The sequence below is a fragment of the Vagococcus proximus genome, assembly GCF_029143285.1.
GTDB lineage: Bacteria > Bacillota > Bacilli > Lactobacillales > Vagococcaceae > Vagococcus_D > Vagococcus_D proximus.
Window position 1 is genome coordinate 254433 of record NZ_JAPDSH010000003.1, and the last position, 19580, is coordinate 274012.

19 protein-coding genes are annotated in these 19580 nt (G+C 33.5%); 4 read left to right on the forward strand and 15 right to left on the reverse strand.

All coding sequences use genetic code 11. The annotated features are described in order from the left end of the window. Positions 1 to 56: 56 nt before the first annotated feature. The 7 genes from OL233_RS05885 to pplA form a co-directional block, all read right to left on the reverse strand. Positions 57 to 452 carry a cytidine deaminase gene (locus OL233_RS05885; RefSeq protein ID WP_275471406.1) on the reverse strand — a complete coding sequence of 132 codons (396 nt, stop codon included), beginning with the start codon at positions 450 to 452 and terminating at the stop codon, positions 57 to 59. Between the two features lie 269 nt (positions 453 to 721). Next, on the reverse strand, positions 722 to 2023 hold the full coding sequence (locus OL233_RS05890) for a pyrimidine-nucleoside phosphorylase (protein WP_275471407.1): 1302 nt from the start codon (positions 2021 to 2023) through the stop codon (positions 722 to 724). Between the two features lie 136 nt (positions 2024 to 2159). Continuing rightward, a complete protein-coding gene (locus OL233_RS05895) occupies positions 2160 to 3179 on the reverse strand; it encodes a LacI family DNA-binding transcriptional regulator (RefSeq protein ID WP_275471408.1) in 1020 nt (339 codons plus the stop codon). A gap of 77 nt (positions 3180 to 3256) precedes the next feature. Further along, the gene (locus OL233_RS05900) at positions 3257 to 3469 is read right to left on the reverse strand and encodes a zinc ribbon domain-containing protein (protein WP_275471409.1); all 213 of its coding nucleotides are present in this window, start codon (positions 3467 to 3469) and stop codon (positions 3257 to 3259) included. A gap of 127 nt (positions 3470 to 3596) precedes the next feature. Then, positions 3597 to 4535, reverse strand: a complete 939-nt coding sequence (menA, locus tag OL233_RS05905; RefSeq protein WP_275471410.1) for a 1,4-dihydroxy-2-naphthoate polyprenyltransferase — start codon at positions 4533 to 4535, stop codon at positions 3597 to 3599. Between the two features lies 1 nt (position 4536). Beyond that, positions 4537 to 5601, reverse strand: coding sequence for an FAD:protein FMN transferase (locus OL233_RS05910; protein ID WP_275471411.1), 1065 nt, complete (start codon positions 5599 to 5601; stop codon positions 4537 to 4539). Between the two features lie 128 nt (positions 5602 to 5729). Continuing rightward, complete coding sequence (pplA, locus tag OL233_RS05915) at positions 5730 to 6677, reverse strand: extracellular electron transfer flavoprotein PplA (RefSeq protein ID WP_126831864.1); 948 nt, start codon at positions 6675 to 6677, stop codon at positions 5730 to 5732. A 298-nt stretch (positions 6678 to 6975) separates the two neighbouring features. Here pplA and OL233_RS05920 point away from each other — a divergent pair, with 298 nt between their 5' ends. The 3 genes from OL233_RS05920 to OL233_RS05930 all read left to right on the forward strand — a co-directional run bounded on the left by OL233_RS05920 (position 6976) and on the right by OL233_RS05930 (position 10537). Continuing rightward, complete coding sequence (locus OL233_RS05920; RefSeq protein ID WP_275471412.1) at positions 6976 to 8889, forward strand: NAD(P)/FAD-dependent oxidoreductase; 1914 nt, start codon at positions 6976 to 6978, stop codon at positions 8887 to 8889. Between the two features lie 93 nt (positions 8890 to 8982). Further along, positions 8983 to 9522: a Gx transporter family protein gene (locus OL233_RS05925; protein WP_275471413.1), complete on the forward strand. Its 540-nt coding sequence runs from the start codon at positions 8983 to 8985 to the stop codon at positions 9520 to 9522. 31 nt (positions 9523 to 9553) lie between these two features. Then, a complete protein-coding gene (locus tag OL233_RS05930) occupies positions 9554 to 10537 on the forward strand; it encodes a polyprenyl synthetase family protein (protein WP_275471414.1) in 984 nt (327 codons plus the stop codon). Positions 10538 to 10628: 91 nt separating this feature from the next. Here OL233_RS05930 and yidA read toward each other — a convergent pair whose 3' ends face one another. Next, on the reverse strand, positions 10629 to 11438 hold the full coding sequence (gene yidA, locus OL233_RS05935; protein ID WP_275471415.1) for a sugar-phosphatase: 810 nt from the start codon (positions 11436 to 11438) through the stop codon (positions 10629 to 10631). 26 nt (positions 11439 to 11464) lie between these two features. Then, positions 11465 to 13159 carry a M3 family oligoendopeptidase gene (locus OL233_RS05940; RefSeq protein WP_275471416.1) on the reverse strand — a complete coding sequence of 565 codons (1695 nt, stop codon included), beginning with the start codon at positions 13157 to 13159 and terminating at the stop codon, positions 11465 to 11467. A 151-nt stretch (positions 13160 to 13310) separates the two neighbouring features. Here OL233_RS05940 and OL233_RS05945 point away from each other — a divergent pair, with 151 nt between their 5' ends. Then, positions 13311 to 14939, forward strand: coding sequence for an ABC-F family ATP-binding cassette domain-containing protein (locus OL233_RS05945; RefSeq protein ID WP_275471417.1), 1629 nt, complete (start codon positions 13311 to 13313; stop codon positions 14937 to 14939). Positions 14940 to 14975: 36 nt separating this feature from the next. Here the strand turns inward: OL233_RS05945 and OL233_RS05950 are convergent, their stop codons facing one another. The 6 genes from OL233_RS05950 to rpsF form a co-directional block, all read right to left on the reverse strand. Further along, positions 14976 to 16268: an adenylosuccinate synthase gene (locus tag OL233_RS05950; RefSeq protein ID WP_275471418.1), complete on the reverse strand. Its 1293-nt coding sequence runs from the start codon at positions 16266 to 16268 to the stop codon at positions 14976 to 14978. 126 nt (positions 16269 to 16394) lie between these two features. Then, complete coding sequence (gene dnaB / locus OL233_RS05955; protein WP_275471419.1) at positions 16395 to 17762, reverse strand: replicative DNA helicase; 1368 nt, start codon at positions 17760 to 17762, stop codon at positions 16395 to 16397. Positions 17763 to 17825: 63 nt separating this feature from the next. Continuing rightward, positions 17826 to 18278 carry a 50S ribosomal protein L9 gene (gene rplI, locus OL233_RS05960; RefSeq protein WP_275471420.1) on the reverse strand — a complete coding sequence of 151 codons (453 nt, stop codon included), beginning with the start codon at positions 18276 to 18278 and terminating at the stop codon, positions 17826 to 17828. 169 nt (positions 18279 to 18447) lie between these two features. Next, a complete protein-coding gene (gene rpsR, locus OL233_RS05965) occupies positions 18448 to 18693 on the reverse strand; it encodes a 30S ribosomal protein S18 (RefSeq protein WP_126831874.1) in 246 nt (81 codons plus the stop codon). A 21-nt stretch (positions 18694 to 18714) separates the two neighbouring features. Next, positions 18715 to 19239, reverse strand: coding sequence for a single-stranded DNA-binding protein (gene ssb / locus OL233_RS05970; RefSeq protein WP_275471421.1), 525 nt, complete (start codon positions 19237 to 19239; stop codon positions 18715 to 18717). Positions 19240 to 19280: 41 nt separating this feature from the next. Then, on the reverse strand, positions 19281 to 19580 hold the full coding sequence (rpsF, locus tag OL233_RS05975; RefSeq protein ID WP_126831876.1) for a 30S ribosomal protein S6: 300 nt from the start codon (positions 19578 to 19580) through the stop codon (positions 19281 to 19283).

Sequence of the window (19580 nt, forward strand, 5' to 3'; positions counted from 1 at the left end):
AAGCCCCCTAATATATTTTTTATTTAACAGTCTGGTGACTGAATAAATCATGGTTATTATAACTGGTCTTCTGTAAACGAATAGGGAAGTAATTCTCCTAATGTCATATCAAGAGTACTTCCGTCTTTTGCTACTAATGTAACAGGCATTGTCGGTTTACAAAACTCTATCATCACTTGACGACAAGCGCCACATGGTGAAATAGGTTGATCTGTATCTCCAACAATAACAATGTGTTTGAACTTATTATACCCTTCCGAAACCGCTTTAAATATTGCTGTTCTTTCAGCACAGTTTGTCAATCCAAAGGATGCATTTTCAATATTTACACCTGTAAATACTTTGTTATCTTCTGTTACTAAACAAGCTCCTACCGGAAATTTAGAATACGGTACATGAGCATTTTTACATGCGTCTTGTGCCATCTTAATCCATTTTTCTTTGTCACTCATAACTTTCCACCTAACTTTCAATATGAATAATGCCTCAAATACTCAAAAACACTGAATCAACTACTATAGTAATCATTTTACTTGTTTGTGTCATAAAAAAACAAGTAAAAGCACTGCTATTATAATTTACAAGCTACTATCATTCGTATATCAAGCGCTTTCAGAAAGAGTCAGATTTTACCTAGTAGAGAATGAGAAGTAAATTTATTACTCATTCTCTACTAGGTTTAATTCTGATCTATTAAAATCTTTTTAGCAAGTTTTAACGCCTACTCTGTAATGATTCCTCTAATCAATGCTGGCTCTTCAACTTTTTCGCCAATTGTAATATTATCATATAACATCTCTCTCACAGCTGCAACATCTTCCGTGTTCGAGTAGATTGTCACTAACGTTTCTCCTTCTTTAACATCCATACCGACTTTTTTGTGAAGTTTAACTCCTACACTGTAATCAATCGAGTCTTCTTTTGTTTTTCTTCCTGCACCTAAGATCATTGCTGCAATCCCTACATTTTCAGCATGAATTTCACGAACACAGCCCGTTTCTTTCGCTGGTACTTCATAAACAAATTTAGCTTGCTCCATTTTTTCAGGTGCATCTACGATTTCTGGATTTCCACCTTGATTAGCAATCATTTCTTTGAATTTTTCTTTTGCTTTTCCTGATTCTAATGCTTCAACTAACATAGCTCGAGCTTCTTCAAGAGTTGCAGCTTTTCCAGCAAGAACTACCATTTGACTTCCTAAAACGTAAACCATTTCAGTTAAATCCTCAGGACCATTACCATTTAAAGTAGCAATTGCTTCTTCAATTTCGATAGTATTACCAATGGCTTCTCCCAATGGTTGAGACATATCTGAAATGACTGCCATTGTGTTACGACCAGCCAATTTACCAATACGAACCATTGTTTTAGCTAAACGAGTAGCATCCTCAATATTCTTCATGAAGGCTCCATCACCTGTTGTTACATCTAATACAATTGCATCGGCACCTGAAGCAATTTTTTTACTCATAATTGAACTTGCAATTAATGGGATTGAATCTACTGTCGCAGTTACATCTCTTAATGCATATAATTTTTTATCCGCAGGAGCTAAATTACCTGATTGCCCAGTGACTGCTACTTGTGTTTCGTTAACTAGTTTAATGAATTTATCATTCTCTAACTCTACTTGGAAACCTGGAATAGCTTCTAATTTATCAATAGTTCCACCTGTATGACCTAAGCCGCGACCCGACATTTTAGCAACCGGAACACCCACTGCTGCTACCAACGGTGCTAAAACGATAGTTGTTGTATCGCCTACGCCACCAGTTGAATGTTTATCTACTTTTACACCCTCAATTGAAGATAAATCAATAACATCACCTGAATTAGCCATTGCTAATGTTAAATTAGTGATCTCTTCGTCTGTCATATCTTTATAAAATACCGTCATCAAAAATGTACTTGCTTGATAATCAGGAATACTACCATCAGTATATCCATCAACAAAAAAGTTAATTTCTTCCTTCGTAAGTTCTCCACCATCGCGTTTTTTTTCAATTAAGTCGATCATTCTCATTTTTATTTCCCCCTGGTACTTGTAATTGTGTAGCTTCCTTTTATGTAAAATTACAGAACTCAAGTAAAACGTTTTACTCTCAAAAAACCAATACATACAAGCGCTTTCAATAATTATATTAGCATTTTACCATTTTCTAGTCAATAGCTTTCACGCTTTCTCTAATAATTAATTTGGTTGGAAATACTTTTGTCGGCATTTTAATATAAGGATTCTCAATCGCATCGACAACAAACTTAGCCGCAAAAAAACCTATATCAAATACCGGCTGCTGGACTGTCGTTAGTGATGGTGCCAAATATCTACTCGTATCTAAACCATCAAACCCTATTATTGATATATCATCTGGAATTTTTAACCCGGATTCATAAATAGCTTGATATGCTCCCATAGCCATCTGGTCATTACTACATATCAATGCGGTTATGTCATTCTCTGTTTGTTCCAATAATTTTTTAGTTCCTTTATAGCCACCTTCTATAGTTAGATAACTTTCAACAATATAATTCAAGTTAACTGAAATATTATTTTCCTCTAAACAATCTAAATAACCTTTCAATCGTTCTGAAAGCTGGTAATACTCACCCACCTCTTTCATAAAGCCTATTTTACGATGGTTAGATTCTATCAAATATGAGGTTGCCTCATAAACTCCTTTCCTTTCTTCTACAATTAACTTACCTTCATCTCTTTCATTCTTAGCCATATCGACTAACACAATAGGTATTTCCTTATCCTTTTTTGTACACGTTTTCATAATTTCTTTAGGTAAGATATTCGGAGTAGCAATTATAATTCCTTCTACTGCCCTATGAACTAGCTCATAAAAAAATTTCTCTTCTTGCTCCTTATCGTGTTTTGAATTACATAAAATTAACATATAACCCAAGGTATTTAAATAGGTTTCCACACCTTCGATTAATTTCGAAAAAAAGAAATCGGTTACATCCGGAACTATCATACCTATCGATTTAGAACGCTTAGTCACCATACTTCTAGCCACATAATCTGGTTTATAATTATACTCTTCTACCACTTTTAAAACTTTTTCTCTTGTTTCCTCACTAAATCGGCCACCTTTGTCATTTAAGATATGGGAAACCGTCGTAATTGAAACACCTGCTTTACTTGCTATGTCTTTAATTGTTAACTTCATCTACTATCCCTCTTTTTAAATTCTACTAACTTACTGACATCATAGCAGAATTTAAAAAGAATGAGAAGAGTATTTTTTTAACCACCTGCTAGAAAATCAAGAACATTCCACCCTGTACTTGTATTGGACTTATATAACTCTGTGTAGCCACAGCGGTCACAACTGATTGTTATAAATTTTTTATTTTGAACATCAAATATCTTGGCAAAATTTCCACCTGTTGCTTGAAACTGGTCTGCTGAATAACTTGTCCCTTCGCATTTATCGCATACATATTGCTTTTTTTCCATTTAAATTTCCTCCCTAGAATAATCCTCTATCACTATAATACTAAATTTAATAACTTAGTAAATCAGTCCTAAGCCCAATATTAAACTAAAAAGGTATTAAGCTAGTGAATACTAGCTTAATACCTTTTTATACTATCAAACTAATTAATAAACCAACTATTTGAGCTGTATTAAACACAACCAAATTTTTTATAGACACAACAAATGTCTTACTTTTAATTTGATGCTTACTAAAATTTGAAACATTTTTTTTGATAATTGGTAACGTTAATAATGTAGTAGCCATTGGCCACTGATAAACGCCAAAAATAATACCTATTATTATAACTCCATAGCAACTGAACATCAATATGCGAAATAACTGAATCCCTGTTTCTCTTCCAATATAATAAGGTAATGTATAACGATGATTTTTTATATCCTCATTCAAATCACATAAGTTGTTAGCTAACATTATATTTGCAATTGTAAAAACCATGGGTAAAGACGCCCACAGAATCGCAAGTAATATTTTTATATTTCCTACCAATTGAAACTCCCAATTAGACAAATCTAAATATAAAAACATTGTGCTATACGTATTAATGTATACTGTCATTAAAAATATTCCTAATCCCATGGTGACTCCACTAAACAGCTCACCTAAAGGCATTCTTGACAATGGAATAGGTCCATATGTATAAAAAATTCCTATGAAACAACAGACACCTCCCATAACTAACATTAGCCATCCTGTTCTATAAACAAGAACTAAACCTACAACCATTGAAAAAATAAGCATCATACTAATCAAAAAAGCGACTCTTTTCGTATCCAATTTAGCTTGACCAATAATATTAGTATTACTCTTATACTCATCATCTTTTGCTTTAATAAAATCCATATAATTATTGATGGCTGTTGTTGCCATATCAAAAACTAACATACCACAAAAAAAGATAAGTGTATTTAACCAATTTATCTGTTTGAAATAGGACAATGAAAACAGAACGCCTATTAAAAAGGGAAATAAGCTAGCTAGTTTTGTCTGAATTTCCACTAATTTCAAAAAATTTCTTATTGTCATTTTATTTTCCTTCCAATTTAACCAAGTCATAACCAGAGTCTTTATTTAATTCAAAATTCCCCTCTAGACCTTTACTAATATAAACTTTATCATCTTTAGTTACAAATATAGCTTCTACATTATTTAATTTATCAATATGAGCCATACCTTCTTTAAGTCCCATTGAAAAAATCGATGTCGATAGTCCATCTCCATCAATCGACTTATCTGAAATAATTGAAACACCTGCAATTTCATTTTCAAATGGGTAACCTGTTTTAGGACTAAATAAATGATGGAACGTTTCGCCATTAACTGTTAAGTTACGCTCATATATCCCTGAAGTTACCAATGATTTATTACTAGTTGTTACCGATCCTACTACCGTATTTCTCGCTTGATTTGGATCTTGTATACCAACTTTCCACTCACCATCTGACTTTCTAGGACTCTTCCCTAATACATAGACATTTCCACCCAAATCAATAATCGCAGTCGTTACATCGTTATTCTTCATAACTTTAACTACTTCATCGGTGATATAACCTTTAGCAATTGCACCTAAGTCCAGTTCCATTCCTTTTTTCTTTAAAAACACCGTTTGTTTTTCATCATCTAATTCAACATCTCTATAATTAATTAACTTTAATGCATCATCAATTTCTGATTGTTCTGGTTTCCTAGCATCATCAAAACCGATATGCCATAGTTGAGTAATTTTACCGATTGATAAATCAAAACCTTTGTTCCACTCATCGCTGTACTGATATGCTTTTTTTACAAGTGGGTAGACATCATCTGATACTTTAACTGGTTTTATCCCCGATGCCTCATTTACTTTATCAATCTCTGAACCTTTTTCATTAACTGTAATTTTATCAGCTAATGCTTTTACTCTATCAAAAGCTGTTTTAAGAACGTCCTCTTTACCTTCATCGAAGATTTGCATTCTAACATAAGTTCCCATTAAAAATTGTTGATCCATATATGGGTCATTTAATAATTCAACTTTTTCTTTATTCGAACCACATGCTGCCAATATAATTGCACACGCGACCATTACCAATATACTTATTCTTTTTTTCATCTTAATATAACTCACTTTCTTTCAATATAATACTCATACTATTACCATAGCTTATCATTAGTTAACTGATAAAAAAAGAACAAGTTCTGAAATTCAGAACTTGTTCTTTTTATTTATCTAAAGAATGCTTATTTTTTTTCTTCCATTACAATGTTATCTACAACAATTTTAGCAGTGTCGCCTTTTTCAGCAGCATTGATTAATTGTTCAGCATACATTTCAAATGAATGTGTTGAGTGTGTTGCACCAGTCACTACATCAATAGCTGCAGTTGGTTTTTCAGCTTCTTTGTTAGCTGCAACTAAACGTTTGTTTAATTCAGGAATGAAAGCTTCTGGGTTAGTTTCTCCACCGAATTCTTTCATATTTTTGTTATATTCTGCATCTTCAATTTTTGATTTGCCATCTTTATTTAAGTTATCATATTTAGATTCCGCAATCTTGTGATCTTTAACTACGATTGAGAATACTGTGTGGTAACCATTTGAATCATTTTTCTCTTCTAAAGTGTATTCGCCATCTTTAAGTTCAGCACCATTATCGATTTCGATTTTATCAGTTTTACCTGCTTGAGCGGCTTGAATTAATTGTTGTGCATAGTTTTTAAAAGTACTTGTTGAATGAGTTGCTCCAGTTACGACCTCAACACCGTCAGCTGATTGTGACGCTATGAACGCTTCGTTTAACGCTGGAATAAATTTATCTGGTGATGTACCAGCTTTTTCATCCATCATTTTATTATAATCTGCATCTTCTGTTTTTGATTTACCATCTTTATTGATTGCATCAAATTTAGAATCTTTAGTGATTTTGCCATCTTTTACTACCATTTTAAATGTTGAGCGGTAACCATTATCTTCATTTTTCTCTTCTAATGTGTATTCGCCATCTTTTAAATCTGCTCCAGCAGTTTTAACCATTTCTTTTTGTTCTTCTTTTTTATCTTCTTTTTTCTCAGTTTGTTCTGTTTTAGCATCAGACTTATCATCCGCTTTTTTATCTGGGCTACATGCTACTAAAGCAAATGATGCCATTGCTAATAAAGCAAAACTCGTAACTAATTTTTTTGTTTTCATTATAAAACTCCCCTTTTCTCTCGAAAAATATTTTTAATCACAAAAACTTTCTTGTGAATTAATTTACATATTCATTTTATATCATCTCGCATTTTATTGCAATAAAAAAGTGTCCCATTTTTATAAATTTCACATATTATATAAGCATGTTATTATTTGTTGTATTATTTTCATTTTTTCTGAAAATTAGTTAGACATACGTTGTATTTGATTATATAATGTATTAGATTATCGTTTGATTATCGTTGCATTTATTTTTTTATTACATATTATATAAAAAGGAAAGAGGTTATTAACTATGACTAAAACAAAAATCGTCGTAGTCGGTGCTGGATATTCAGGTGTTTGTGCTACTAAAGTACTTTCAAAAAAACTGAAAAAAAATCCAGATGTAGAAATTACATTAATTGACCGTCATTCATACCAAACAATGATGACAGAGCTTCATGAAGTAGCAGGTGGACGTGTTGAACCTGAAGCAATTCAATACGATTTACAACGTTTATTCTGCAAACGAAAAAATGTCAAATTAGTAACAGACAATGTTACTACTATTGATAAAGAAAACAAAGTTGTTGTTACCGAAAATGGAGAATACCCATTTGACTATGTTATGTTGGGCATGGGTGGGGAGCCTAATGACTTCGGTACACCTGGCGTTAAAGAAAATGGTTTCACCTTATGGTCTATGGAAGATTCTATCAAATTACGTAAACACATCGAAAGAACTGTTAAACTAGCCGCTCTTGAACCTAATGATGAATTACGTAAAGCTATGCTAACTTTCGTAGTTTGTGGATCTGGTTTTACTGGAATCGAAATGGTCGGAGAACTTTTAGACTGGAAAGAACGTCTAGCTAAAAATAACAAAATCACAGCTGATGAAATTTCATTATTAGTAGTCGAAGCGGCTCCAACAATCTTAAACATGCTGGATCGTAATGATGCCGGAAAAGCTGAACGATTCATGGTTAAAAATGGTATTGAAATCCTTAAAAATTCTCCAATAGTTGAAGTTGGTGCGGAAGCAATCACTCTTAAAAATGGTGATACTATCCCTACACATACTTTAATTTGGACTGCTGGTGTTCAAGCTAACAGTGATGCTAAAGAATTTGGTATGGAGTCTGCTCGTGCAAATCGTTTAGTTGCCAATGAATTCATGCAAGCTAAAGGTTTTGAAGATAAAGGTGTTTATGTTGTCGGAGATTTAGTATATTACGAAGAATTCGAAAACACTCCAACACCTCAAATTGTTCAAGCTGCTGAAGGTACTGGACATTGTGCTGCTGCTAATATTATTGCAGAAATCAATGGAACTGAAAAACACGCTTACAAAGGAAACTACCAAGGCTTCATGGTTTCTATCGGTTCTAAATATGGTGTAGCTTGTCTATTTGACAAAATTCACTTAAGTGGTTTCTTAGCTATTTTAATGAAACACATGATTAACTTGAAGTATTTCTTAGATATTCGTTCAGGATATTATGCATTCCAATATATCATGCATGAATTCTTCCATATTAAGGATGAACGTAATGTTGCACGTGGACATTCTTCACGTTATGGTAATGTTTTATGGTCTGTTCCTCTACGTGTCTTCTATGGTCTAGTTTGGCTAGTAGAAGCTATGAAGAAAGTTGTTGGTGAAGGTGATTATCTAAAACCTAATACTTGGTTTGGTGAAGGCTCTTGGTTTACTGACAATGTTGCATTCCCATTCCCTTGGTTACAAGATGCGGCAACAACTGGTGCTTCTGCTGCCGGTGATAGTGCAGCAGGTGCTGGAGATACTGCAGTCCAAGCGGCTCATTTTGGCTTAAGCTACGCATATGGTGAAGAGCCTATGTTGGTCTTCGATCACATGCCTAAATGGTTCTCATCTGTGATGGAATTCATGATGCCTAACAAAGAAGTTGCATTATTTATGCAAAAATTCATGACTATTTTTGAAGTATTAATTGCCTTAGCATTAATTGCTGGTCTATTTACTTGGTTAAGTAGTGCAACTACTATTGCTTTAGTAGCAGCATTCTGTTTATCAGGTATGTTCTATTGGGTAAATATTTGGTTCATCCCTGTTGCCTTTGCTCTAATGAATGGTTCAGGTCGTGCTATTGGTTTAGACAAGTGGGTTGTGCCTTGGTTACAACGTAAACTTGGTAAATGGTGGTACGGAGATGTAAAATCAATATACGGGCGCAATAACTAAAGCTCCCTTACTTTATAAAGTTCTAGGGGATTTCCTCTAGGGCTTTATTTTTAATTACTGACTGTACTAGCCATCACTTAGGAGGTGATAACCATGACAAAAAATAAAAAACTGATTTATATCTCCTTACTAGTAGCACAAGGTGTTATTATTGGATTATTAGAGAATATGATCCCTTTTCCATTCGCATTTGCACCTGGAGCAAAACTTGGTCTAGCTAATCTAATAACGATTATCTCTATTTTTACAATGAGTAAAAAAGAAAGTTTTTTTCTAGTTTGCCTACGGTTAATTCTAACGACATTACTTGGAGGAACTATTTCAACACTACTTTATAGTGCAACTGGGGCTTTACTGAGCTACTTTGGAATGTTGCTTATAAAACAACTAGGCCCTAATAAAGTCAGTGTTATCGGAATAAGTGCAACGGGTGGTTTTCTGCATAATGTTGGACAACTATGTACTGCCAGTTTTATCGCTCGTTCATGGTCTGTTATGCTATACTTACCTATTCTTTCCTTCATTGGAATATTAGCTGGTATTGCTGTCGGTATTGCTGCTAATTATTTGATGGAGCACGTCAAAACTCTTAGTCAATTTAAAGCAGCTCAAGAACAACCAAAATTATCCTAGGATTCGTATTATTACTATAAGGAGTATAACCATGAAAATTCACAAATTATGGCAAGATTACCCTAATTTGGAACAAGACTTACAAGCTACACTAAACTTAATGGAACGCTCTATTAAGCTAACAAATAAAGATGTAGAGTTTGCTATTTTTTCTATGATGGCCTCTGGTGGGAAGTTATTACGACCGGCTTATCTTTTGCTATTCTCTCAATTTGGCACTCAAAATAAAGAAAAAGCTATTGCTCTTGCGGCGGCTATGGAAACTCTTCACACTGCAACGCTTATACATGATGATATTGTTGACGAAGCCGATATAAGACGAAATGTACCTACTATTCAAGCAAAATTTGGTAAAGATGTTGCTGTATATGCAGGTGACTATCTATTCATTACTTGCTTTAAAATGTTAGCCGACTATACGTCTTCTTTAAAGAGTATACAAATTAATGCAAGAAGCATGGAAAATGTTTTATCTGGCGAATTAGGACAAATGAACACTCGCTATGATACTTCTATTTCTATTCAAACCTATCTTGATAACATCTCTGGAAAAACAGCTGAATTATTCGCGCTTAGCTGTTTTGTTGGTGCATATGAATCAGGTTGTTCTCAGTTTTTTTCTAATAATTGTAAAAAAATTGGAGCGAATATAGGCATGGCTTTCCAAATTCTTGATGATATTTTAGATTACACTCAAGACTCTGATGATCTTGGTAAACCAGTTCTCGAAGATGTCCGTCAAGGTGTTTATAGCTTACCTTTAATAATTGCTATAAAAAAACAACCTAATAAATTATTACCCTTACTAAGTAAAAAATCACAAATGAGTATAAAGGATACAGAAATTGTTTATGATATAGTTCACAATTCAGGGGCTCTTAAAGAATCTATCGAACTTGCAACTCACTATACTGATAATGCTTTAAAAGGAATCAAAAAATTACCAACTACACCAGATAAGACGAAAGACATACTCCATGACCTCACTACCCTGTTGCTCACTAGACAATTTTAATATATAATATCTAAACTATATCATCAGAGTGTTAACTCATTATAAACAAATAAAAAATGCTAACCTAATTAGGTTAGCATTTTTTATTTGTTTAATTAAGCTGCTTCTCTATCATAACAGCCACACCGTCTTCATCATTAGATAAAGTTTCACAATTTGCTGCTGATTTCAATTTAGAAACTGCATTTGCCATTGCAACACCAACGCCTGCATACTCTATCATTTCTAAATCATTCTCATTATCACCGATTGCCATTGTTTCCTCTTGTTTAATACCTAAATAATCAGCCAACTCTTTTACCGCAATTCCTTTATTAGCCTGTTTATTAAGTACTTCCAAATAAAAAGGTGCACTCTTTGTAGTTGTATATTTATCAGTAAACCAACTTGGCAATTTTGATATAACCTCATCTAAAATAGTAGGCTCATCAATCATCATCATCTTCACAATTTCCATATTTCTAGTCATTTGGTCGACAGCACGATAATATAAAGGCATACCCGTCAAACTAGCTTCATGAATTGTATAAGGACTTATATGTTGATTTGCTGTATATATGTTCTCTCTATCTATAGAATGTAAATGACTACCTAGTTGACGAGATAAAGCCTCAATTTCAATAAAATTATCATATGATAATCCATGGGATACAATTGCCTTTTTCGTATCGCATTCTTGAACCAGAGAACCATTATAAGTAATAACATAGTCTCCTTTATCTTCTAAATCTAATTCTTTTAAAATATTGGCAACCCCTGGATATGGTCGTCCAGTTGCAATAACGATTTTTACACCTTGTTCTTTTGCTTTTATAATTGCTTCTTTCGTTCTCGTTGTTAGTTCGTGATGAGAATTTATTAATGTCCCATCAATATCAATTGCTATTAATTTAATCGTCATACCATAACTCTCCTCAAATCTATTATTTAAAATTTAGTATCATCAACACTCTCAAAATACCCATCAACTGCACTCATGACTTCTTCTAAAGTTTCTTTATCAAATGGTGACTTTAAATTTCCTAATTCAACTATCTCTGTAAATGTCTTAGTGCCGCCAACTTTACATATTTTCATATAATCATCCCATGCACTAGAATCTTTTTCGAGATAATCACGTTTCCAGTACTGGAACGCGCATACTTGTGCCAATGTATAATCGATATAATAAAATGGAGCAAAAAAGATATGCCCTTGTCTGTACCAGTATGTCCCTTCTTCTAAAAAGGGATCTTCTGAGTAGTCTCTCTCAGGACAATATACTTTTTCCAAACGTCTCCATGTTTCATTACGTTCTGCTGGTGTCATTTTAGGATTTTCATAGACTTCATGTTGAAAATGGTCCACTAGTACTCCATAAGGTAAAAATTGAACCGCTCCTGCTAAATGAGAAAAGTAATACTTCTCCGTCTGTTCTTTGAAGAAGAGATGCATCCAAGGCCATGTGAAGAATTCCATACTCATTGAGTGTATTTCACAACTTTCATTTGTTGGAAATACACACTCTGGCTGTTCAATCCACCGTGATTGATAAACTTGAAAAGCATGACCTGCCTCATGCGTCAAGACATCAATATCACCAGATGTCCCATTAAAATTAGCAAAAATAAAGGGTGTCTGCTCCTTTGGAAGAAACTCACAATACCCTCCACTTTGCTTACCTGGCTTACTTAATACATCAAGTAACTCTCTATCAATCATACTATACATAAATTCTCCTGTTTCCGGAGAGAGCTCTTTGTACATCTGTAATCCATTCTCTAGAATAGTTTCTGGTGTGCCTTTTGGTATAGCATTACCGTCAGTATATTCTAACGGCAAATCATAATTAAATAATTTTTCTAATCCTAACCGCTTCGCTTGCCTCTTATATAATTTTTCAGATACTGGAACAACATACTTTAAAATATCTTTACGATATCCTTCCACCATTTTTCTATCATAATCAAGACGATTCATAATAGCATAACCCATTTCAACATAGTCGTTAAAACCAAGCTTATGGGCCATCTCCGTCCTAATACTTACTAAATCATCATAAATTGAATCTATTTTGTCTTTATTTTCTTTAAAAAAATTACTACGAGCTAACGTTGCTTTTTTTCTAATATCTCTATCCAAACTTTGACAATACGGATCTAACTGGGGTAAAACTAATACTTTACCATCAAATTCTACCTCTGCTGTCGCTAATAACTTTTCATATTCACTTACTAAGCCATTTTCATTTTGAAGCAATTCTATTATTTCTGATGAAAAAGTTGAAAGTTGATTTTTTGCCATTAAAAAAAAGGGGGTTGGAAAACTTCTTCTCAATTCCTTTTGATCTGGTAACTCTAATACTGCTCTATAGTATTCTGTTATTATGTCTTCATACTTAGGTCCAAATTCATCCCAATATTTTTTCTCTTTACTATAAAATTCATCATTAGTATTAATAGAGTGACGTATATTACATAACTGCGCCATAGAACTAACATCACTGTTAATTTGATTTAATTCTTTAGCTATTTTTACCACAGTCTCACCTGTTTCACTTTTCAATTCCTCTATTAATCTACTCATTTTTCTATTTATCTCATCATAATTCGGACGTTCATACACAAAATCTCTAAATTTCATATCTTATTTCATCCCTTCTAATAAATATTTCAATTATCTTTTATATTATACCACTAGAATAACTTAATACCTTGTAAATACTCAAATTCCTCGTTATAATTCATAGAGGTCTATCAAAAATAGAGATAAAAGAATAGAGGAATTTAATAAAATGATTACTGTATCTAATGTTAGTTTATTATTAACTGACCGTAAACTTTTCGAGGATGTAAATATTAAATTTATACCTGGAAATTGTTACGGTTTAATCGGGGCAAATGGCGCCGGAAAATCAACATTTTTAAAAGTTCTTGACGGAACAATCGAACCTACTACCGGTTCTGTAACAATGGGGCCAGATGAACGTCTAGCTACTCTGAAACAAAATCACTTTGATTATGAAGAAGAAACAGTTCTTGCAACTGTTATGATGGGACACAAACGCCTTTATGAAGTGATGCAAGAAAAAGATGCTATCTATATGAAAGAAGATTTTTCTGAAGAAGATGGTATCAAAGCTGCTGAATTAGAAGGTGAATTCGCTGAACTTGGTGGTTGGGAAGCTGAATCTGAAGCTGCAATGATGTTACAAGGTCTAAATATTCCAGACTCACTACACGATCAAAAAATGGCTGAATTGTCTGCTGGTCAAAAAGTTAAAGTTTTATTAGCCCAAGCCTTATTCGGTAAACCAGACGTCTTACTATTAGATGAACCTACCAATGGACTTGACACTCAATCAATTGCATGGTTAGAAGAGTTTTTAATTAACTTTGATAATACTGTTATTGTTGTATCACATGACCGTCACTTTTTAAATAAAGTATGTACGCATATGGCTGATTTAGACTTTGGTAAAATCCAACTTTATGTTGGTAACTACGATTTTTGGCTAGAGTCTAGTCAACTAGCAGCTAAATTACACGCTGACCAAAATTCTAAAAAAGAAGAAAAAGTGAAAGAGCTACAAGACTTTATCGCTAGATTTAGTGCAAATGCTTCAAAATCTAAACAAGCAACTTCTCGTAAAAAAATGTTAGAAAAAATTACTATTGATGATATCCAACCCTCTTCACGTCGCTATCCTTTCGTAGGATTTACACCTGAACGTGAAATCGGCAATGATTTATTAACTGTTGAAAATGTATCTAAAACGATTGATGGCAAAAAGGTACTAGATAATATCTCTTTTACTTTAAATAAAGATGATAAAGTTGCTTTTATTGGTAATAATGATATTGTTACAACTGTTTTATTTAAAATTATCATGGGGGAAATGGAACCTGACACTGGTTCAGTTAAATGGGGAGTCACTACCTCACAAGCTTACTTACCAAAGGATAACTCCGAAGAATTTGAGGGTAATGAACAACCTATCGTTGATTGGTTACGTCAATATGCTGGTAAAGATGAAGATGATAATACTTTCCTACGCAGTTTCCTTGGAAGAATGTTATTTTCAGGTGACGAAGTTATGAAACCTGTAAATGTTCTTTCCGGTGGTGAAAAAGTCCGCTGTATGTTATCTAAGCTCATGCTCTCAAAAGCTAACGTTCTCGTTCTAGACGATCCTACAAACCATTTGGACCTAGAATCTATTACAGCACTTAACGATGGTCTAATCGCGTTTAAAGGCTCTCTATTATTTAGCTCACATGACCACCAATTTATTCAAACTATTGCTAATCGTATCATCGCGATTTCTGATAAGGGTGTTGTCGACCGTGCTGAAACTACTTATGACGAATTTCTTGATAATAAAGATGTTCAGTCTAAAATTAAAGAACTATTCTCTAATTAAAAAAGAACACCTCGTTGAGGTGTTCTTTTTTTTCTATTAAATTTGTGCCCAAATATCTTCTAAAACATTAGTTTGAGTTCTATCTGGTCCTACAGAAAATGTTGAAATTCTAACACCAACAAGTTCAGAAACTCGTTTTACATAATGACGTGCAGTTTCAGGTAATTCTTCCAATGTCTTACATGCTGTAACATCTTCAGACCAACCAGGCATTTCTTCAAAAATGGGTTTACAGCGTTCTAATTCTTTCAAACTAGCTGGATAATGATTAATCTCTTTTCCATCTAATTCATATGCTGTACATATTTTAACTGTCTCTAAACCACTTAATACATCAATTGAATTGAGTGATAGATTAGTAATTCCTGACACTCGTTTCGAATGATTCATAACAACTGCATCAAACCATCCCACACGACGTGGACGCCCTGTTACAGTACCAAACTCACGTCCAACCGTACGAATTTGTTCACCCACTTCATCAAATAATTCTGTAGGAAATGGTCCATCACCTACACGTGAAGTGTATGCTTTACACACACCAATAACTTTATTAATTTTAGATGGTCCTACTCCACCACCAACAGTTGTTCCACCAGCAATAGGGTTAGATGATGTAACAAACGGATATGTCCCATGGTCAATATCTAACATAACACCTTGTGCTCCTTCAAATAAAACATTCTTATTATTATCCAAAGCCTCATTCACTAAATAAGAAGTATCTGTTACATATTGTTTAATTTGTTGTCCGTATTCATAATATTCTTCGAAGATATCCTCAAAATTTAGAGCTTTTCCATCATACATTTTAGTAAACATACGATTTTTCTCTTCTAAATTAATACGTAAACGTTCTTCAAAAATTTCTTTATCCAATAAATCAGCCATTCTAATACCTACACGTGCAGCTTTATCCATGTATGCTGGACCTATACCTTTATTGGTCGTTCCAATTTTATTGTCACCTTTTGATTCTTCTTGATAAGTATCTAATTGAATATGATATGGCAAAATGATATGGCAGCGATCTGAAATACGTAAATTATCAGTATTAATCCCTCGATCATGTAAGTATTTTAATTCTGTTACGATAGATTTAGGATTTACAACTACACCATTTCCAATTACGCTAATTTTCTCCTTATAAAAGATTCCAGAAGGGATTAACTGTAATTTAAATGTTTCACCATCAAATTTGATTGTGTGTCCTGCATTATCTCCACCTTGATAACGTGAAATAACCTCTGCATTCTCACTTAAAAAGTCTGTAATTTTACCTTTACCTTCATCGCCCCATTGAGTCCCTACAACTACTACTGATGACATTTGAACACCTCATTCTATTTATTTATATTCAATTCCTTATCTATTTTAACAATGCGACCTTTAAAAATCAACTGTATTCGAACAATAATAAAACGGATAGTGTTTAAATCCAACTAATCACGAACATTAAAATTCTGGTCTCGTTGAAAGAGAAGAAAACTTATTATATTCTTTAATAAAGAGTAACTCAACAGTACCTCTAGCACCACTTCTATTTTTTTCAATAATAACTTCTACTATATTGTTATCTTCTTTTTCTTCTGTATCATTATCTTCTCCTTCTTCATCACGATAGTAATCATCGCGATAGAGGAACGCAACAATGTCCGCATCTTGCTCAATTGACCCAGATTCACGAATGTCACTAAGTACTGGTCTTTTATCTTGCCTCTGTTCTACTCCACGAGATAATTGAGATAACGCAATTACAGGTACTTTTAATTCTTTTGCTAATTTTTTGAGTTGTCTGGAGATATCTGATACTTCTTGTTGTCTATTTTCCTTACCCGTACCTTCAATGAGTTGAAGATAATCAATTAGTATTAGACCCAAATTACCTTTTTCTTGCGCGAGTTTACGACACTTCGCTCTAATTTCTGTAATTTTAATTCCTGGAGTATCATCGATATATATATCAGCTTTAGACAAACTTCCCATTGCCATGACTAAACTTTGCCATTCAGTTTCTGTCAACTGACCTGTCCTTAAATTATGTGCTTCAATAGTCCCCTCTGCACACAACATCCGGTTGACAAGAGAAGTTGCTCCCATTTCCAAACTAAATATAGCAACAGCTTGATCAGTTTTAGTGCCTACATTTTGCGCTATATTTAATGCAAACGCAGTCTTACCTACAGCAGGTCGTGCAGCCAAAATTATCAATTCTTCTGGTTGTAAACCAGCTGTCATCTTATCTAGAGCTTGGTAACCTGTAGGCAACCCTGTTATTTCTTCTTCTTGTTGCGACAACCTGTCAATCTCAGCGAAACTATCATTCAACACTTCAGAAATCGATAAAAATTCATTTCGTTTTCTATTTTCTGAAACTTCTAAAATCCGCTTCTCAGCTTCATCTAAAATATTCCCTACTTCATCACCTTGCTCATACCCCTGACTAACTATCTCGGTTGCTGTTTTTATTAAATTCCTAAGTAATGATTTTTGTTCAACAATTTTTGAATAGTGAAGAATATTAGCTGCTGTAGGTACTGCCATTGCTAAATCCGATAAATATGGCAATCCTCCTACATCTTCTAATAAATTCAAACTCTCTAATTTATTTTTTATTGTAATAGTATCTATTGCATCACCATTATCTGTTAACTTTATCATCGTTTCAAAAATCAATTGATGACTTCTACGATAAAAATCAGAAGGTTTTAGAAATTCCATAGCTTCAACTATAGTCTCTGAATCTAATAAAACTGAGCCTAATACTGCTTGTTCTGCTTCAATACTTTGAGGTGGAACTCTATCATGTAACATTTCATCCATTCTTATCTCTCCTATATGCTCCCGCTTACTAAAAAAAAAAGAAAAAGCGAATATTAATTCGCTCTATTCTGATACAACATGTACGCGTAATACTGCTATTACATCATGATGTAATTTAACTGGAACATTTTTATAACCCAAAGTTCTTATAGGTTCCGGCAAGTCCATTTTTCTTTTATCTAATTTTATACCATGCTGTTTATTTAATGCTTCTGCAATTTGTTTAGAGGGAATGGATCCGAACAATCTTGAATCCTCTCCTGATTTAGCTTTAATTATTATTTCAAACCCTGCTGTTTCTATCTTGTTTTTCAAATTTTCTGCTTCTTTTTTAATACCTGCTTCAATTTTTTCTTGAGCTTTTTTCTTCCCATGTAATTCACTAATTGTTGTTGGGTTTGCTTCCTTAGCTAAACCTTTTTTAATAAGAAAGTTTTGAGCATAACCTGATGACACCTCTTTAATTTCACCTTTTTTACCTTGTCCTTTAACATCTTGTATAAATACAACTTTCATTTTATACACCTCTTTTTTTATTATCTGATATAAGTATATTTTACCATACTTACCTAATTCCTCACATCATTAACCTATTCTATTTTTATTTAAAGTGAAGATGTTCCACGTGAAACATCTTCACTTTAAATAAAAAAGGAGTAATGCATTTGCATTACTCCTAATAAGATTATTGTTCGTCTGCAACGAATGGTAATAATCCCATAATACGTGCACGTTTAATTGCAACTGTTAATGTACGTTGATGTTTAGCACATGTACCTGTTACACGACGCGGTAAAATTTTACCTCTTTCAGAAATAAATCTGCTTTTTAGTAATTCTACCTCTTTATAATCAACGTGGTCTGCATGGTTAGCACAGAAGTAACAAACTTTACGTCTTTTTCTTCCGCCGCCTCTTCTTTGTTGAGCCATCATTTTGCCTCCTCTTCTATTTTAGAATGGTAAATCATCATCTGATATGTCAATTTTCGCAGCGTTCCCAAAAGGATCACTGTCTCTCGAAAAACTAGGCATATCTTTTGAATAGGATGACGAAGATTGGTCAAATGATGATGCACCACTTTGTTGTTGATAACTAGATGCAGGGGCACCTTGGTTATTGTCAAAACGTGGCTCTTGCATTCTTTGCTCATTAACATTTTTAGACTCTAACATTTGGAAATTCTCACAGATAACTTCTGTTCTATAAACTTTTTGTCCCTGTTGATTATCATAACTACTCGTTTGAATACGACCAGTAACGCCAATTAAAGAGCCTTTTCGTGTATAGTTTGCTAATGTTTCAGCGGGTTTTCTCCAAATTACACAATTAATGAAATCAGCTTCTCTGTTACCACTTTGATTAGTGAAATTTCTATTTACAGCTAACGTAAAACTAGCAACAGCTGAACCATTAGAAGTGTATCTTAAATCAGGATCTTTTGTTAATCTGCCGACAAGTACAACATTATTAATCATATCTCCATCCCCTTCCGTCAAAATGTTTCACGTGAAACATTTTAGTTTTCTTCTTTAACGATCATGTGACGTAAGATTCCGTCATTGATTTTAGCCAAACGATCAAATTCGTTGATTCCATCAGCTGTAGTTGAAGAAACTTTTACGATATGGTAGATACCTTCACGACAATCTTTGATTTCGTATGCTAAACGGCGTTTTTCCCAATCTTTCGATTCTAAAACGTCAGCACCATTATCTTTTAAGATAGCGTCAAAACGTTCTACTAATGCAGTTTTAGCTTCCTCATCAATGTTTGGACGAATGATATACATAATTTCATAATTCGTTGCTTTGTTCAT

Bases quoted from the DNA above. Each gene is read 5' to 3' on its own strand.
- OL233_RS05885 (WP_275471406.1), bottom strand. From the start codon at position 452: ATGAGTGACAAAGAAAAATGGATTAAGATGGCACAAGACGCATGTAAA.
- OL233_RS05890 (WP_275471407.1), bottom strand. From the start codon at position 2,023: ATGAGAATGATCGACTTAATTGAAAAAAAACGCGATGGTGGAGAACTT.
- OL233_RS05895 (WP_275471408.1), bottom strand. From the start codon at position 3,179: ATGAAGTTAACAATTAAAGACATAGCAAGTAAAGCAGGTGTTTCAATT.
- OL233_RS05900 (WP_275471409.1), bottom strand. From the start codon at position 3,469: ATGGAAAAAAAGCAATATGTATGCGATAAATGCGAAGGGACAAGTTAT.
- menA (WP_275471410.1), bottom strand. From the start codon at position 4,535: ATGACAATAAGAAATTTTTTGAAATTAGTGGAAATTCAGACAAAACTA.
- OL233_RS05910 (WP_275471411.1), bottom strand. From the start codon at position 5,601: ATGAAAAAAAGAATAAGTATATTGGTAATGGTCGCGTGTGCAATTATA.
- pplA (WP_126831864.1), bottom strand. From the start codon at position 6,677: ATGAAAACAAAAAAATTAGTTACGAGTTTTGCTTTATTAGCAATGGCA.
- OL233_RS05920 (WP_275471412.1), top strand. From the start codon at position 6,976: ATGACTAAAACAAAAATCGTCGTAGTCGGTGCTGGATATTCAGGTGTT.
- OL233_RS05925 (WP_275471413.1), top strand. From the start codon at position 8,983: ATGACAAAAAATAAAAAACTGATTTATATCTCCTTACTAGTAGCACAA.
- OL233_RS05930 (WP_275471414.1), top strand. From the start codon at position 9,554: ATGAAAATTCACAAATTATGGCAAGATTACCCTAATTTGGAACAAGAC.
- yidA (WP_275471415.1), bottom strand. From the start codon at position 11,438: ATGACGATTAAATTAATAGCAATTGATATTGATGGGACATTAATAAAT.
- OL233_RS05940 (WP_275471416.1), bottom strand. From the start codon at position 13,159: ATGAAATTTAGAGATTTTGTGTATGAACGTCCGAATTATGATGAGATA.
- OL233_RS05945 (WP_275471417.1), top strand. From the start codon at position 13,311: ATGATTACTGTATCTAATGTTAGTTTATTATTAACTGACCGTAAACTT.
- OL233_RS05950 (WP_275471418.1), bottom strand. From the start codon at position 16,268: ATGTCATCAGTAGTAGTTGTAGGGACTCAATGGGGCGATGAAGGTAAA.
- dnaB (WP_275471419.1), bottom strand. From the start codon at position 17,762: ATGGATGAAATGTTACATGATAGAGTTCCACCTCAAAGTATTGAAGCA.
- rplI (WP_275471420.1), bottom strand. From the start codon at position 18,278: ATGAAAGTTGTATTTATACAAGATGTTAAAGGACAAGGTAAAAAAGGT.
- rpsR (WP_126831874.1), bottom strand. From the start codon at position 18,693: ATGGCTCAACAAAGAAGAGGCGGCGGAAGAAAAAGACGTAAAGTTTGT.
- ssb (WP_275471421.1), bottom strand. From the start codon at position 19,239: ATGATTAATAATGTTGTACTTGTCGGCAGATTAACAAAAGATCCTGAT.
- rpsF (WP_126831876.1), bottom strand. From the start codon at position 19,580: ATGAACAAAGCAACGAATTATGAAATTATGTATATCATTCGTCCAAAC.